The organism is Polaromonas sp. P4_F9, from assembly GCF_056401235.1.
The window spans coordinates 90,363-104,893 of the sequence record NZ_JBFUJT010000006.1 but is presented as its reverse complement, the minus strand read 5'-3'; the positions used below and the strand labels follow the sequence as shown (position 1 = coordinate 104,893).

The following is a 14,531-nucleotide window of genomic DNA, read 5'->3' as shown; positions in this document are numbered from 1 at the left end:
GATATGCAGGGAACGTGCCGAATGGATTCGGAACGGACGTGGGCGCTAGGGATGGTTAGACAGGCCCTTCCGGACCGGTCGTTTGATGTCTCGGACTCGTTGCAAGCACGCTTTTTAATTCTTTGATGGGAGCTGCAATGTCTCGAACCGAGCCGATTGCGCTCACACCACGCAGAACTCCCTCGGCATCGGAGGAGAGAAACAACTGTGAGCGACCAATCGTCTCAACCTTGGTTTCAGTGCCTAGGGAGGGAAGGCCGGCGACTTGAAGCGCAAAGTCGTACTGATTGCTCCAGAACCAGGGGACCGCGTCAAACGCAAGTTGCTGACCGAGCATATTTCTGGCTGCAGAGTCGGCTTGATCCTCGGCATTGCGCCAGTTCTCTACTCTTATCGCCCGCCCGTAGAGTTGGCTGTCGTAACAACACACATCACCGCACGCAAAAATTCGCTCATCGTCGGTGCATAGATACTGATTGGTCCGTATGCCGTTGTCGATCGACAGGCCTGCGGCTGCGGCCAGATCCACATTGGGTCGAACACCAAGGCCATAAACCACAATGTCACATGCCAAGATTTCGCCAGTCGCAAGGCGCACGGTTTGCACCCTGGCTGTCCCTTCGAGTGCCGCGACCTCAACGCCGAATCGTACATCCACGCCTCGCCGTTGATGCTCGGCCACCACCGCCTCCGAGACAATCGCTGGCACGCTCCTGCCCATGGCTTGCGGTGCACGTTCGAGCACCGTGACCGTGCAACCGCGCTCCAGAGCCGCAGCCGCAACCTCAAGGCCGATCACGCCGGCACCAATGACAACCAGGCGGCCGCCGCTTTGCAGCGACTCCGCAATCCCATGTGCATGTTGGGGCGTACGCAACGGCAATACCCCGTTCAAATCCGAACCTGACACCGTGAGCGGATTGATGCTCGATCCCGTCGCCAGCAGAAGCCGGTGGTACGCGAGGTCTCGTCCGCCTTCCAAGACAACACGCCCAGAATGTCGATCAATGCGATCAACGCTCTGGGCGAGCAGCAGATTGATGTCATTCTCCGCATACCAGGATTCAGCGTAGAAGGCGCATTGTTCGCCCGTCTTCTTGCCTAGAAGCACTGCCTTGGACAGCGGAGGGCGATCGTAGGGGAGGCAGTGCTCCGCGCCAATGAGGCTGATGCCTCCGGTCCATCCATGCTTGCGAAGAGCAGCAGCGGCCCTGGCTCCGCTATGACCCGCACCGACGATCACGATGGGCTTTTGGCAAGTGATCATGGCTTTCTCCTCGCGCCCGCTCTTACTGAGCGGCCTTGGCTTGGGCACACGCCAACATGGCGTCACCGATCACCCGCTCGCCTTTCGCATTCAAGGCATCCCCGGCGCTTTGGATATCGCGCACTTCCTTGTTTTGACTCAGCTTGGCCTTGCCCACCAAGCGCGTTACCTCGATCTCAATTCCGACAATGGCCTTGAGCATCGTGTCGATGTAATCCTTGGGACCATCACTCATCTTCCAAGGCACAGGCTGCGACGCCTCATGCGTGCGGGTGAGCCTAGCCACCATGCCCCGGACATATCGTTCATCGTCCCGAATGGTGACCCGCCCGTAAGCGTGGACCACGATGTAGTTCCAGCTAGGTACCTGCTTGTGGAACTCTTGCTTGCTGGGATACCACTGCGGCGAGATGTAGGAATCCCCTGCCCGAAACACAACCAGCACTTCGTCGCCGGTGACGATGTCTTGCCAAACCGGGTTGTTGCGCGCAACGTGGGAGTGCAGCACCCCCTTGGCGCCTTCCTTGGCGCTCAATTCAAACGGAATGTGGTTGGCATCCAAACCGCTTTTTCCGTGCGTGAACAGGGTGCCGAAGGGGTGCTTGGTAATCAGGTCGTGCAGCACTTCGGTGCGCGACTCGTCAAAATGGGGGGGTACGTACATATCAATCTCCTTTTTCGGGGAACAAAGGCATTGCCTGCAGGTCGGGCTCTGTCCTTAAATCTCGGTCATCTCGAAATCGCTTTTACCGGTCCCGCATTCCGGGCATGCCCAGTCTTCGGGTACGTCTTCCCAGCGGGTACCGGGCGCGATGCCTTCCTCGGGCAGGCCGTCCTGCTCGTGGTAGACGAAGCCGCACAGCACACATAACCAACTTTTGAAGGCTGTCATCGATGCTGTTATTGGCACTGCGGTCTCGTGGCTCATGGTGGCTCCTGTTGTCCTCGCGAGCCGTCACACGACTGGTTGCTCGCCTAGTGACTGGAGTGTCTCGTCCCACTGGTTTATGATAAAGAGCCAGTATTGATAATTTTTATTAGGCCAGAATAACCATGTCCAGACGCCCCCAGGCCATGGAACTGCCATCGATCGGTGCGCTGGACCGCTCAGCCGGCCAACTCGGACGCCAGCTGACTCAGGCCCTGCGCGATGCGATACGCTCCGGTGCGCTAAAACCTGGAGAGCCTCTGCCGTCAACGCGCCACTTGGCCAGATCGCTCGATCTTGCGCGCGGCACGGTATTCGAGGCATTCGAACAGTTGGTCGCCGAAGGATTTCTCGAGGCACACTCCCGAGCCGGCACGCGGGTTGCCACCACCCTTACCGACTTGCGTCCGGCCCGCGCACGCGAAGGCAAGCGGGCGGAGACCTCAGCACCTCTTCGCCTCGGTGAGTCCGCAGCTGCTCTTGCGGATATCTCGCGCCAGTTCGCGCCCCTACCGCCCATACCGTTCGCGGTCTCCGTTCCCACGGGCCCGGCGGCTCCGGATGACGTCTGGCGGCGACTCGGCAACCGTATCCGCGCGCGCGGTCCGGGAGCCCCCTCCGGATATGACGATCCGCATGGGGTACCCGTCCTTCGCGAAGCCATCGCCGACTATGTGCGCCGGTCACGGTCGGTGCATTGCAGTGCCGATCAGGTCATCGTCACCACAGGTACGCAGCAAGGCCTGTACATCGCCTGTCAGGTCTTGCTGGATGCCACGGACACATGCTGGGTCGAGGACCCGGCGTACCGCGGTATCACGGGGATTCTGGAGAGCATGGGGCGCAAAAATCGCATGGTTCGGGTTCCCGTCGACAATGCGGGTATTGACGTCGAGGCGGGCATCGCCATGGCCAGGCACGCACGTGCCGCATTCGTCACTCCCTCGCACCAGTATCCACTCGGTATGCCCATGAGCATGGGACGGCGGAGCTCGCTGCTGACGTGGGCCCGGTCGAACGATGCGTGGATCGTGGAGGACGACTATGACAGCGAGCTTCGCTACTCTGGCCATCCGTTTCCATCGCTCCAGGGCCTGGCACCGGATCGTGTGGTCTATCTCGGCACCTTCAGCAAGATCCTGTTTCCGTCACTGCGGCTGGGTTATGCCATCGTTCCGGATGCTCTCGTGCCAGCATTTTGCGGGGCGCGCACCTTAATTGATCGACATTCACCAAGCGCGGACCAGCATGTTCTCGCCGCTTTCATCGCTGAAGGCCATCTGGATCGGCATATTCGACGGATCCGTGGTGTATATGCGGACCGGCGGGAGCAGTTGATGGCAATGCTCGCCCGATGGATTCCCAAGGAGCTCGGCTGGTTGCAGCCAAGTGACCAAGGCATGCATCTTGTGCTCTGGCTGGACAAGGAGATCAATGATGAACTCGTCGCGTCATGCGCCCTGGAATCCGGCGTTGCGGTGCGCGCCGTGTCTCCGATGTATTCGCCGGAGAAGGGGCGGCCTGGACTGGTCTTGGGATTGGGGGGGTTCAGTAACGAGCAGATGGAGACAGCAGTACGGCAGCTCGTCACGGTACTCCTGACCCTGCGAAAGGGAAAACCGCTTGCCAGCCAACGGGCATCAACGAAAACTCCCACCCGATCGTCATCACGTCGGTAGTAGACCGGTGCCCGTCGAACAAATGAAGGCTGCAACCAACACCTCCATACTGCACACTCCATATACCGGAGAAGGGCCGGCAGTGGTCGCGCTACTTGGCGGCCAGGTCGATCTCCTCGCCACGGGACCGTCTACGGTCGCAAGCCATATCCAGGCGGGAAAACTGAGAGCACTGGCTCAATGAGGTAATGGACATCTCCCGACGCTTCCGGAGGCTTCAGCCAGCGATGCCCGCGCCGCACAGTCTCTACAACCCCCGGAACCTATATGCAGTTCCGGGACGCACGTAAATTCACCAGCTTCGTGGCCCAGGATGCGACGGTCATGGCGAAAATCGCCCAGCGGATTGGCAAGGTTGAGTAAAGGCTTTCAAGGGTTACCGCTCCAAGGATGACCCTCCTGACTCGCCTTTCGTGAACAGCTCCACAAAAAGACGCCGCAGCCATTGATGAGCTGGATCGAGGTTGAACCGGCGGCTCCAGTGCAGTGATACGGTGAAGGTGCTGCGCGGCAAGGTGTTCGACAGCAAGGCGTAGCGCTCGGTGTTGATGAATCTCAGCGCGATGGCGCGTGGCATCACCACCGCAAGGTCCGTGCGCTCAATGATCGCGGGCAGCGCTAGAAAGTGTTCGGACGTCAACACCAGCCGGCTGTCCAGCCCGAGTTCTTGCAGGATGCGGAATGTCTCGGCGTGCGAGCGCACGGCAACGAACTCCAGCCGGCGCAGGTCCTTCACCTTGGGTGGTTTCTGCTTCGCCGCGAGCAGCGGATGCCCGGCGCGCACCAGGACTGCGTAGCGGTCGGTTAGCAATTCCATCCGCTCCGTCCCGCTGACGGAGGGCAGGAACCCCAAGGCAAAGTGGATGGCGCCGGTCTCGAGCGCATCGGCGATCTGGGCGTGGGGCAGCGGTGCTGTCTGTACGCGTATGCCCGGCGCTTCACGGTGCAGCGCGGCCACCAGTTCGGGCAGCAGCCGGGCCTCGCCGATGTCGCTCATGTGCAGGCGCAGCGTCATGGTCGAGCGGGAGGGATTGAATGCATCGTCATCCCTGAGCACGTCCTGGATAGACGCGATCGCCGGCTGGACTACGCTGGCCAGGCGTTCGGCGCGCAGCGTCGGACGCATGCTTCCGCCGGTGCGAACGAACAGGGCATCCCCGAGCGCGAGCCGCAGCCGCGTCAAGCCCTGGCTGGCCGCGGGTTGCGAGAGGCCCAGGGCATCTGCCGCGCGGCTGACGCTGCCCAGCCGGTAAACCGCTTCGAAGAGCCGAAGCAGGTTCATGTCCAGCTGGTCAATATTCATTTGGTGGATTTTACGGTATACGATTCATTGCATTGACGCATGTAACCGCCCTTGCGAGACTTGGCTTCTTTCAAGTTGGAGACATCGATGGATCAACGTGTCGCGCCTGCTGTGCCAGGCCAGGACGAAGTGACGGAGCAGGTGACGGTTCGCGAGGCGGTGTTCCGCTTGCTGCGCTCGTTCGGCATGACGTCCATCTTCGGAAATCCCGGTTCGACTGAGCTTCCCATGTTCATGGACTTCCCGGACGACTTCCACTACGTGCTGGCGTTGCAGGAATGCGTCGTGCTGGGCATGGCCGACGGCTATGCGCAGGCGACGCGCAACGCGGCCTTCGTGAACCTGCACTCGGCCGCGGGTGTGGGCCACGCGATGGGCAATATCTTCACCGCCTTTCGCAACCGCACGCCGCTGGTGATCACAGCCGGCCAGCAGGCGCGTTCCATTCTGCCCTTCGATCCTTTTCTCGGGTCCATGCAGGCCGCCGAGCTTCCGAAGCCGTACGTGAAGTGGAGTGTTGAGCCCGCACGCGCAGAGGATGTGCCCTTGGCGATCGCGCGCGCTTATTACATCGCCATGACGCCGCCGTGCGGACCGGTGCTGGTGTCGGTCCCCTCGGATGACTGGGCCGTGAAGACACTGCCGGTCGACGCGCGCGAAGTCAGCCGTTACCTGCGCCCCGAGCCCGGTCTCCTAGCCAAAATTGGCGACGCGCTGGACGCCGCCCGTGCGCCGGCGATTGTGGTCGGCGCGTCGGTCGACCGCGACGGCGCCTGGAACGAGGCGGTCAAGCTGGCGGAGCGCCACAACGCGCGCGTGTATGTCGCGCCCATGTCCGGGCGTTGCAGTTTCCCGGAAGACCATCCGCTATGGGCCAGTTTCCTGCCGGCGATGCGTGAGCGAATCGTCGAGCGGCTGGCCGGCCACGACCTGGTGTTCGCTCTTGGAGCGCCGGCATTCACCTATCACATCGAGGGGAGTGGGGGCGCGCATTTGCCCGACGGGGCCCGGCTTGTGCAGTTGACCGAAGACCCCCAGGTCGCCGCCTGGGCGCCGACGGGGACCTCGGTGGTCGGCAGCATCCGGCTTGGTTTGCTGGACTTGCTGGACCGCCCCGCGCCCGCGCCCAGGGCCACGCCACCGGTGCATGCGCGGCCCGCGCGCGTGCCCGAGCCTTCGCCGGGTGAGCGCCTGCCGGTGGCCTGGGTGTTGCAGACGCTCACCGATGTGCGTCCGCGCGACAGCATCATCGTTGAAGAGGCGCCCAGTGCGCGGCCCGTCATGCACGGTCATCTGCCGATTTTCGAGTCGGAAACTTTTTACACCATGTGCAGCGGTGGCCTGGGCTGGGGCTTGCCCGCGTCGGTCGGCGTCGCCATGGGCAAGCCGGGTGCACGGGTTATCGCGCTGGTGGGGGACGGATCCGCGATGTACGCGATTCAGGCGCTGTGGAGCGCGGCGCAGCTTGGCCTGGCCATGACCATCGTGATCCTGAATAACCGCCGCTATGCGGCGCTGCACGACTTCGCGCGGATCTTCGGCTATCGGGCCGATGAACCCGTGCCGGGCATTGAGCTACCCGATCTCGACTTCGTCGGGTTGGCTGCCGGGCAGGGTGTTCACGGGCTTCGCGTAGCACGCGCTGACCAGCTCCGCCCGGCGCTCGAACAGGCTTTGCAGTCCACGGAGCCGATGTTGATCGAAGTCGAAGTTGCCTGAGACAACCCTTATTCCAATTACCCAGGAGACAATCCATGAGCAAGATATCGATGTTGATCAACGCCGAAGCGCGGCAGGCAAGTAGCGGCGCCACTTTCGAGCGCCGCAATCCGCTCGACGGCACGGTGGCGACCACCGCGCCCGCAGCGACGGTGGCCGACGCGACCGCGGCGGTCGATGCGGCCGCCGCCGCGTTCCAGGCCTGGTCGCGCACCGGCCCCAGCGAGCGCCGCGCGCTGCTGCTCAAAGCGGCGCACGCCCTGGAAGCCAAGGCGCAGGAGCTGACGGCATCGATGGCCGCGGAAACCGGTGCGGCCGCCCCCTGGGCAGGCTTCAACGTGCACCTGGCCGCAGGCATGCTGCAGGAAGCGGCCGGCATCACCACGCAGATCAGCGGTGAGGTTATCCCCTCCGACCTGCCCGGCAGCCTGGCGCTGGCAGTGCGCCGCCCGGCCGGCGTGGTGCTGGGCATCGCGCCCTGGAACGCACCGGTGATCCTGGGCGTGCGCGCCATCGCGACAGCCCTGGCCTGCGGGAACACCGTGGTGTTCAAGGGTTCCGAACTCAGCCCGGCCACCCACGGCCTGATCGTTGAAGTGTTCAAGGATGCGGGCTTTCCTCCGGGTGTCGTCAACTTCATCACCAACGCACCGGCCGATGCGTCGGCCGTGGTGGAGGCAATCGTGGCCCATCCGGCGCTGCGTCGCGTGAACTTCACGGGATCGACGCGGGTCGGCAAGCTGCTTGCTGCCACCTGCGCCAAGTACCTCAAGCCGGCGGTTCTCGAACTGGGGGGCAAGGCCCCATTGGTCGTCCTCGACGACGCCGACCTCGATGCCGCGGTCAACGCTGCGGCATTCGGCGCCTTTGCCAACAGCGGCCAGATTTGCATGAGCACCGAACGTATCGTGGTCGACAAGAAGATCGCAGATGCCTTTGTGGAACGGCTCACCGCCAAGGCAATGAAGCTGCCGCTGGGTGATCCGCGCAAGGGACCGGTGATCTTGGGTTCGGTAGTCGATGCCAGCACGGTTGAGCGCTGCAATGCGCTGATCGATGACGCGCTCGCGAAAGGCGCCAAACTGGTCTGCGGCGGTAAAGCGGAGAACACCTTGATGCCCGCGACCCTGCTTGACCACGTGACCTCCGATATGCGCATCTACCACGATGAGAGCTTTGGCCCGGTGAAGCCCATCGTGCGTGTCGATGGCGTGGAAGAAGCGTTGCGGGTCGCCAACGACAACCCCTACGGCTTGTCGGCCGCCGTGTTCGGGCGCGACGTCGCACGCGCCTGGGAGGTGGCCAACCGCATCGACTCGGGCATCTGCCATGTCAACGGGCCCACCGTGCACGACGAGGCACAGATGCCCTTCGGCGGTGTCAAGGACTCCGGCTACGGCCGCTTTGGTGGCCGCGCCGGCATCGATGCGTTTACCGAACTGCGGTGGATCACGGTGCAAACCACTGCCCGCCACTATCCGTTCTGACAGCAGGAGTTACCTACGATGAAATCACTGCTAACAACCATCCTGTTCGCGGCCGGCCTGTGTGCGGGCTCGTTTTCTCACGCCCAAAGCTGGCCAACGAAGCCGATCAAGATCGTCGTCAACTTCGCGCCCGGCGGCGCAGCCGACCAGTTGGCCAGGCTCATCGCCCCGCCGCTGCACGAGGCGCTGGGCCAGCCGGTCTTGGTGGAGAACAAGGGCGGCGCGGGTGGCAACCTGGGCGCCGAGTTCGTCGCCAAGTCGCCGGCCGATGGCTACACCTTGCTCATGGCTTCCGGCGGCACGGTATCGATCAACCCGCACCTGTACACGAAGATGCCGTTTGACCCGGCGAAAGACCTGGTGCCGGTGGCGTCGGTTGCCCGTGTCCCGTTCTACCTGGTGGTGCGTGCCGACAGCCCGGTAAAGGATTTCAAAGGACTAATTGCCGATTTGAAATCCCACCCCGGTCAACGCTCCTTCGGCTCGCCCGGCAACGGCAGCTCGCCGCACCTGGCCGCAGAGATGATGAAGAGCGAGACGGGGACTTTCGCCGTGCACGTTCCCTACCGCGGCGCAGCGCCGGCTTTGACAGATCTCTTGGGTGGACAGATCAACTTCCTGTTTGACCCCGGTATCGCGCTTCAGCATGTAAAGACCGGCAAGCTGCGCATGTTGGCGGTCGGCAGTCCCCAGCGGGCGCCCCAGGTGCCAGAGGTGCCCACCCTCAATGAACTGGGACTCAAGGGTTTTGATGCCGATGCGGTGTTCGGCCTTTACGCACCCACGGGCACGCCGCAGGCCGTGATTGACCGTGTCAATACTGAAGTCAATCGCGTCCTGAACACGTCGGCGACCAAGGAGCGCATTCTCGCGATCGGCAACGTGGCACTGCCGCTGAAGCCCGCGGAGTTCGGGCGCAAGGGCGCGGAGGACTCCAAACGCTTCGGCAAGCTGATCCGTGACCGCAAGATACAGGGCGACTGACAGCGGCGACCGGCTGCCGGATGCCGGCGTGAACCGGACGGCCGTGCCCGCTTGTCCCTTGAGTCTTGCAGGCCCTGACCAGGCCAAGGCCATCGCATTGACAGATCACCTGGTCATCGCGGCGGCTGCCATGGCTGAGGGCAAGTTCTTCAGCAAACACCCCATAACGAAGGAACGATACCCGATGCCTAGCCAACCCCAGCCGACCGTGGTCGACACAGATGTTCTGGTCGCCGGCGGTGGCCCCTGTGGCCTGATGCTTGCGAATGAACTGGGCCGCCGCGGCGTGCGTTGCCTGGTGGTCGATGCCAAGCCTGGCACCGCCTTCAACCCGCAAGCCAACGCCACCCAGGCTCGCACGATGGAGCACTTCCGGCGTCTGGGTTTTGCCAATGAGATCAGGGCGCTCGGGCTGCCCGCGGACCATCCGACCGACATCGCCTACTTCACACGCTACGCGCAACATGAGCTGTCACGCATCAGCCTGCCCACCGCGGCCGAGGCGCTGGTCAAGATCAAGTCGATGACGGGCTCATGGAGCGCGGCCGAACTGCCGCACCGCGTGTCGCAGAAATTCGTCGAGCAGGCCCTGCGCCGCCATGCCGAGGCCTGGCCGACGGCCGAGCTGCGCTATGGCTGGACGCTGGAGCGTTTCGCTGAAGGAGCAAACACCGTGAGTGCGACCGTCCGCCCCGCCGGTGGCGGCCCGGCCCAGGAAGTGAGTGCGAAGTACCTGGTCGGCGCCGATGGCGCGCGCAGCTTCGTGCGCCGCCAACTGGGCATCGAATGGGGCGGCGTCACCGGCATCCAGCGCGAGTTCATGGGCGGCAAGATGTTCGCCGTCTACCTGCGCGCTCAGGGCTTCCTGTCGGTGTTGCAACATCCCAAGGCCTGGATGTACGTCGCGGTGAACCACCAGCGGCGCGCCTTCATGGCCTCGGTTGACGGCGTATCCGAGTATGCCTTCCACGCCGCGCTGCGGCCCGGAGAGGATGCCGACAACTGGACGGAAGACGATGCCCGCCGTGTCTTCGCTGAAGCCGTTGGCGCCGAACTTCCGATCGAGATACTCTCGATGGGAACCTGGCTGGCCGGCCACGCGCTCGTCGCCCAGCGTTTCCAGCAAGGCCGGGTGTTCATCGCCGGCGATGCGGCGCACCTGTTCACGCCGACTGGTGGCCTGGGTTACAACACCGCGATCGAGGACGCGGTGAACCTGGGCTGGAAGCTCGCCAGCGTGGTGCGCGGCCAGGCGCCCGCGACGCTGCTGGACAGCTATGCAGCCGAGCGCAAGCCGCTGGCCGAACGCAACACCGGTTATGCACGACGCTTTGCCGACTCGGTGGGCTTGTTTGTTGCCAAGGCCGAGCTCGACGAAGCTTCGCCGAAGGGCGATGCCGAGCGTGAACTTGCGGCCCGCTACTTCGGTGAGCACGCTCGGCTCGAATTCAACATTCCCGGCGTTACCTTCGGAGGCCGCTACGACGGCTCGCCGATCATCGCCGGCGATGGCGCGGTGCTGCCGCCCGACGAACCGAATGCCTACATCGCCACCGCGAGCCCGGGAGGACGCCCGCCGCACGCGTGGCTGGAAGACGGACAGTCGCTTTTCGACCACTTCCACAGTGAATGGACCCTGCTTGCATTGGGTCCTGAGGCACCTTCCACTGCCGCCTTCGAAATCGCCGCGCAGGCGCTTTCAGTCGACCTGCGCGTGGTGCGGCTGCCGCAGGCGTCGCTGAGCGAGTTATATGAGGCGCCGCTGGCACTGATCCGTCCCGACCAGATCGTCGCCTGGCGCGGCAGGGCGGCGCACGAAGCAACGGCCGTGTTGATGCGCGTCACGGGCCGATGACAACACCACCAAGGAGACTTGAATGAAAGCAGCAATCCGCCAATTTTTTCAGCTACCGGCCATTGCCGCAGCCTTGACACTGCTCGCACCGGCACACGCCCAGACCTGGCCCACCAAGCCCGTGCGCCTGGTGGCCTCCTTTCCCCCCGGCACGCCGGGCGACGTAATTGCCAGGCTCATCCAGCCTGCACTGCAGGCGACGTGGAAGCAAGCCATCATCGTCGACAACAAGCCCGGAGCGGGCGGCAATATTGCGGCGGGGGAGGTGGCGCAAGCCAAGGATGAGCACACCCTGCTGGTCGGCCCCGACACGCTACTCACGATCAATCCGCACCTTTACAAAAAGCTCGGCTTGGACCTGCGGCAATCGCTCAAGCCGGTGACCTACTTCGCGAGCTTTAACCAGATGCTGGTCTGCAATCCGGCTTCCGGGGTCAACACGCTCGCGAAGTTCACCCAGCTTCCCGCCACGAACACCTACGCCTCCGGTGGGCCCGGAACGCCCAGCCACATGGCCATGGAAATGCTGCTTGCGGCCACCGGTTCGAAGCAGACGCACGTGCCCTACAAAGGGCCTGGGCCGGCCGCGCAAGACGTGCTGGCGGGCCACGTGGGCTGCGGCTTCATTGTCTCCTCCGTGGTGCTGCCGCATGTGCAAAGCAAGCGGCTCCAGGCGGTCGCCGTCTCCAGCAAGGAACGCTCGGTCCTGTTGCCGGCGGTGCCGACGGTGGCCGAGATCGGCCATGCCGGCTTCGACGCGACTTTCTTCGAAACCCTGATGGCGCCCGCGAGCCTGCCCGCTGCGGTCGCGGAAAAGATCCAGCGCGATGTCCGCGCCGCGCTGATGGCGCCGGCCATGAAGGCGCGGCTGGCGGAAATGGATCTGCGTGTGGAGGCCAGCACACCGCAGGAGTCCGAGAAGCGCAGCTGGGAGGACTTCGCCAAGTGGGGAACAGTCGCGCGGCGGATGCAGCTCCAGCTTGACTGAGCGAAAAGGAGAACAACCATGCGCAACCTTGACCGGAACACCATCACCGAAGCCGTGCTCGAACGCCATGCCGCAACGGCGGACCCGCGCTTCAAGCAGATCATGACCAGCCTGGTAAACCACCTGCACGCGTTTGCGCGCGAGGTTCACCTCACCGAAGAGGAGTGGTTTAAGGGCATCGAGTTCCTCACGCGCTGCGGTCACATCACCGACGACAAGCGCCAGGAATTCATCCTGCTGTCCGACGTGTTGGGCCTGTCGATGCTGACGGTCGCGATGAACAACGACAAGCCTCAAGGCTGCACCGAAGCCACGGTATTCGGCCCCTTCCATGTGGAGGGCGCGCCGCACTACGAACTCGGTGCGGACATCGCAAACGGTGCGCGCGGAATTCCTTGCCTGGTTCGCGGGATAGTGCGCGGCATCGCTGGCGAACCTGTGCCGGGCGCCCATATCGATGTCTGGCAGTCCGACGAGGACGGCCTGTATGACGTGCAGCACACAGAGATCGACCATGCGCAGGCACGCGGAACCTTCAATGCCGATGCGAAAGGGGCCTACCACTTCCGCTCCATCCTGGCCGTTCCCTATGCGATACCGCATGACGGCCCCGTGGGCGACCTGCTCAAAGCCGCGGGCCGCCATCCGTGGCGGCCGGCCCATCTGCATTTCATGATCAAGGCCGATGGCTATGAAACACTGATCACCCATGTTTTCCGGAGCGATGACCCTTACCTCGACTCGGATGCCGTATTCGGCGTGCGCCAGTCCCTGGTGGCCGACTGGAAACCTCAGCCCGACGGCAGCTATCTCGTCGAGTACGACTTCGTGCTCAATCCGGTCAAACCAAGCCGTCCCATGCTCCTGCGTGACGGCCTCGCGAACTGAGAGGCAGGAAATGATCCGTCACATCGTGATGTGGAAGGTACGCGCAGGCACACTCGAGGAGAAGCACGCCGACATCGAACGCGTGCGCCGCGAATTTCACGGATTGAAGGGACGCATTCCCGGGTTGATTCATCTGGAGATTGGCATCGATGTCAGCCAGGTTGACTACGCGTGCGACCTTGTGCTGTACAGCGAATTCGAGTCGCAGGCGGCGTTGGACGCGTATGCGAATCATCACGAGCATCTGCGGGTCAGGGACGAGCTGGTGGGAATCCGTATTGAGCGGCACCAGGTGGATTATGAAGCGGCTGGCGGGAGATGCCCATGAAGGAATTCATCTACAACGGCCATTCCTCGCGGGTGGTGTTTGGCGCCGGTTCCCTGAAACACCTGGAACGGGAGATCGAGTTGCTGGGAGCACGGAGAGCGCTGGTACTGTCGACACCTGAGCAGCGGAGCCAGGCGCAGATGGTGGCGGATCGTATTGGACATCGCGCTGCCGGCATCTTCCCGAGAGCCGTGATGCATGTACCGATGGAGACAGCACGCGAAGCGCGGGAGGAAGCGCGCCGACTGGGGGCGGATTGCGCGATTGCCATTGGCGGCGGCTCCACCACTGGCCTGGGCAAGGCAATCGCGCTGGATTCAGGTCTGCCCATTCTGGCGATCCCCACTACTTATGCTGGTAGCGAGATGACGCCGATCTACGGTATCACCGAGGCCGGATTGAAGAAGACCGGGAAAGATCTGCGCGTGCTGCCGCGCACGGTGATCTACGATCCGGCGCTGACCCTGACTTTGCCCGTGGCACTGAGCGTGACCAGCGGCATGAACGCGATTGCGCATGCCGTCGAAGGCCTATATGCACAGGACAGCAATCCGATAATGGACCTGATGGCCGAGGAAGGCATACGCGCTATCGCGCAGGCCTTGCCCGCCATCGGCCGGTGTGCCGATGATCTAGGTGCGCGCGGCGAGGCGCTGTACGGTGCCTGGCTCTGTGGCGTGGTGCTTGGCAATGTGGGGATGGCCTTGCACCACAAGCTGTGCCACACATTGGGCGGCAGCTTCAATCTGCCGCATGCCGAGGTGCACACCGTCGTATTGCCCCAAGCCGTGGCATTCAACGCGCAAGCCGCGCCAACGGCCATGGCCCGCATCTGCCGCGCCCTCGGAACCGCGGGCCGCGTCAGCGCCGCGGCGGGGTTGTTCGACTTGGCCCGCGACAACGGGGCGCCTGTGGCGCTAAAAGACATCGGCATGCAAGCAGTGGATCTAGATCACGCGGCCGACCTTGCGGTCCGCAACCCATACTGGAACCCGCGCCCGATCGGCCCAGCGCAGCGCGACGAAATCCGACAATTGCTGCAACGCGCCTATGAAGGCGTGCGGCCGGGGATGAGCACTTACTAGTGTTGTGCGCCGTAATTAAA

General features: G+C 63.4%; 14 protein-coding genes. 10 read left to right on the top strand and 4 right to left on the bottom strand.

Annotated elements, in window-relative coordinates:
• Nucleotides 1–55: 55 nt before the first annotated feature.
• The 3 genes from AC1DUB_RS07470 to AC1DUB_RS07460 are packed head-to-tail and all read right to left on the bottom strand — an operon-like array spanning nt 56 to nt 2,195.
• Nucleotides 56–1,267 (bottom strand): NAD(P)/FAD-dependent oxidoreductase, encoded by a 1,212-nt coding sequence (locus tag AC1DUB_RS07470; RefSeq protein ID WP_477729003.1) that lies wholly within the window; start codon nt 1,265–1,267, stop codon nt 56–58.
• Nucleotides 1,268–1,289: 22 nt separating this feature from the next.
• The gene (locus AC1DUB_RS07465) at nt 1,290–1,931 is read right to left on the bottom strand and encodes an FMN-binding negative transcriptional regulator (protein ID WP_477729002.1); all 642 of its coding nucleotides are present in this window, start codon (nt 1,929–1,931) and stop codon (nt 1,290–1,292) included.
• A 54-nt stretch (nt 1,932–1,985) separates the two neighbouring features.
• Nucleotides 1,986–2,195 carry a rubredoxin gene (locus AC1DUB_RS07460; RefSeq protein ID WP_477729001.1) on the bottom strand — a complete coding sequence of 70 codons (210 nt, stop codon included), beginning with the start codon at nt 2,193–2,195 and terminating at the stop codon, nt 1,986–1,988.
• A 125-nt stretch (nt 2,196–2,320) separates the two neighbouring features.
• Here AC1DUB_RS07460 and pdxR point away from each other — a divergent pair, with 125 nt between their 5' ends.
• Nucleotides 2,321–3,874 carry a MocR-like pyridoxine biosynthesis transcription factor PdxR gene (pdxR, locus tag AC1DUB_RS07455; protein ID WP_477729000.1) on the top strand — a complete coding sequence of 518 codons (1,554 nt, stop codon included), beginning with the start codon at nt 2,321–2,323 and terminating at the stop codon, nt 3,872–3,874.
• A 22-nt stretch (nt 3,875–3,896) separates the two neighbouring features.
• Nucleotides 3,897–4,058, top strand: coding sequence for a tripartite tricarboxylate transporter substrate-binding protein (locus AC1DUB_RS07450; RefSeq protein ID WP_477728999.1), 162 nt, complete (start codon nt 3,897–3,899; stop codon nt 4,056–4,058).
• 192 nt (nt 4,059–4,250) lie between these two features.
• On the opposite strand, the gene AC1DUB_RS07445 is transcribed toward AC1DUB_RS07450, so the two are convergent.
• Complete coding sequence (locus tag AC1DUB_RS07445; RefSeq protein WP_477728998.1) at nt 4,251–5,177, bottom strand: LysR family transcriptional regulator; 927 nt, start codon at nt 5,175–5,177, stop codon at nt 4,251–4,253.
• An 87-nt stretch (nt 5,178–5,264) separates the two neighbouring features.
• Between AC1DUB_RS07445 and mdlC the strand changes: the two genes are divergently transcribed.
• From mdlC to AC1DUB_RS07405, 8 genes are read left to right on the top strand one after another with little or no spacing between them, the layout of a single operon-like run.
• On the top strand, nt 5,265–6,896 hold the full coding sequence (gene mdlC, locus AC1DUB_RS07440; protein ID WP_477728997.1) for a benzoylformate decarboxylase: 1,632 nt from the start codon (nt 5,265–5,267) through the stop codon (nt 6,894–6,896).
• Nucleotides 6,897–6,931: 35 nt separating this feature from the next.
• Nucleotides 6,932–8,383: an aldehyde dehydrogenase gene (locus tag AC1DUB_RS07435; RefSeq protein WP_477728996.1), complete on the top strand. Its 1,452-nt coding sequence runs from the start codon at nt 6,932–6,934 to the stop codon at nt 8,381–8,383.
• Between the two features lie 18 nt (nt 8,384–8,401).
• Nucleotides 8,402–9,367 carry a Bug family tripartite tricarboxylate transporter substrate binding protein gene (locus AC1DUB_RS07430; RefSeq protein ID WP_477728995.1) on the top strand — a complete coding sequence of 322 codons (966 nt, stop codon included), beginning with the start codon at nt 8,402–8,404 and terminating at the stop codon, nt 9,365–9,367.
• Nucleotides 9,342–11,222: an FAD-dependent oxidoreductase gene (locus AC1DUB_RS07425; protein WP_477728994.1), complete on the top strand. Its 1,881-nt coding sequence runs from the start codon at nt 9,342–9,344 to the stop codon at nt 11,220–11,222. The genes AC1DUB_RS07430 and AC1DUB_RS07425 overlap by 26 nt, the downstream gene beginning before the upstream one ends.
• Before the next feature lie 22 nt (nt 11,223–11,244).
• Nucleotides 11,245–12,210, top strand: coding sequence for a Bug family tripartite tricarboxylate transporter substrate binding protein (locus AC1DUB_RS07420; RefSeq protein ID WP_477728993.1), 966 nt, complete (start codon nt 11,245–11,247; stop codon nt 12,208–12,210).
• A gap of 18 nt (nt 12,211–12,228) precedes the next feature.
• Complete coding sequence (locus AC1DUB_RS07415; RefSeq protein ID WP_477728992.1) at nt 12,229–13,098, top strand: intradiol ring-cleavage dioxygenase; 870 nt, start codon at nt 12,229–12,231, stop codon at nt 13,096–13,098.
• Between the two features lie 10 nt (nt 13,099–13,108).
• Entirely contained in the window at nt 13,109–13,426 is a 318-nt protein-coding gene (locus AC1DUB_RS07410) for a Dabb family protein (protein WP_477728991.1), read from the top strand.
• Nucleotides 13,423–14,511, top strand: a complete 1,089-nt coding sequence (locus AC1DUB_RS07405; RefSeq protein WP_477728990.1) for a maleylacetate reductase — start codon at nt 13,423–13,425, stop codon at nt 14,509–14,511. Before AC1DUB_RS07410 ends, AC1DUB_RS07405 begins: the two co-directional genes overlap by 4 nt.
• Nucleotides 14,512–14,531 lie beyond the last annotated feature (20 nt).

Excerpts from the sequence above, each read along its gene's own strand:
- AC1DUB_RS07470 (WP_477729003.1), bottom strand. The coding sequence starts at position 1,267 with ATGATCACTTGCCAAAAGCCCATCGTGATCGTCGGTGCGGGTCATAGC.
- AC1DUB_RS07465 (WP_477729002.1), bottom strand. The coding sequence starts at position 1,931 with ATGTACGTACCCCCCCATTTTGACGAGTCGCGCACCGAAGTGCTGCAC.
- AC1DUB_RS07460 (WP_477729001.1), bottom strand. The coding sequence starts at position 2,195 with ATGAGCCACGAGACCGCAGTGCCAATAACAGCATCGATGACAGCCTTC.
- pdxR (WP_477729000.1), top strand. The coding sequence starts at position 2,321 with ATGTCCAGACGCCCCCAGGCCATGGAACTGCCATCGATCGGTGCGCTG.
- AC1DUB_RS07450 (WP_477728999.1), top strand. The coding sequence starts at position 3,897 with ATGAAGGCTGCAACCAACACCTCCATACTGCACACTCCATATACCGGA.
- AC1DUB_RS07445 (WP_477728998.1), bottom strand. The coding sequence starts at position 5,177 with ATGAATATTGACCAGCTGGACATGAACCTGCTTCGGCTCTTCGAAGCG.
- mdlC (WP_477728997.1), top strand. The coding sequence starts at position 5,265 with ATGGATCAACGTGTCGCGCCTGCTGTGCCAGGCCAGGACGAAGTGACG.
- AC1DUB_RS07435 (WP_477728996.1), top strand. The coding sequence starts at position 6,932 with ATGAGCAAGATATCGATGTTGATCAACGCCGAAGCGCGGCAGGCAAGT.
- AC1DUB_RS07430 (WP_477728995.1), top strand. The coding sequence starts at position 8,402 with ATGAAATCACTGCTAACAACCATCCTGTTCGCGGCCGGCCTGTGTGCG.
- AC1DUB_RS07420 (WP_477728993.1), top strand. The coding sequence starts at position 11,245 with ATGAAAGCAGCAATCCGCCAATTTTTTCAGCTACCGGCCATTGCCGCA.
- AC1DUB_RS07415 (WP_477728992.1), top strand. The coding sequence starts at position 12,229 with ATGCGCAACCTTGACCGGAACACCATCACCGAAGCCGTGCTCGAACGC.
- AC1DUB_RS07410 (WP_477728991.1), top strand. The coding sequence starts at position 13,109 with ATGATCCGTCACATCGTGATGTGGAAGGTACGCGCAGGCACACTCGAG.
- AC1DUB_RS07405 (WP_477728990.1), top strand. The coding sequence starts at position 13,423 with ATGAAGGAATTCATCTACAACGGCCATTCCTCGCGGGTGGTGTTTGGC.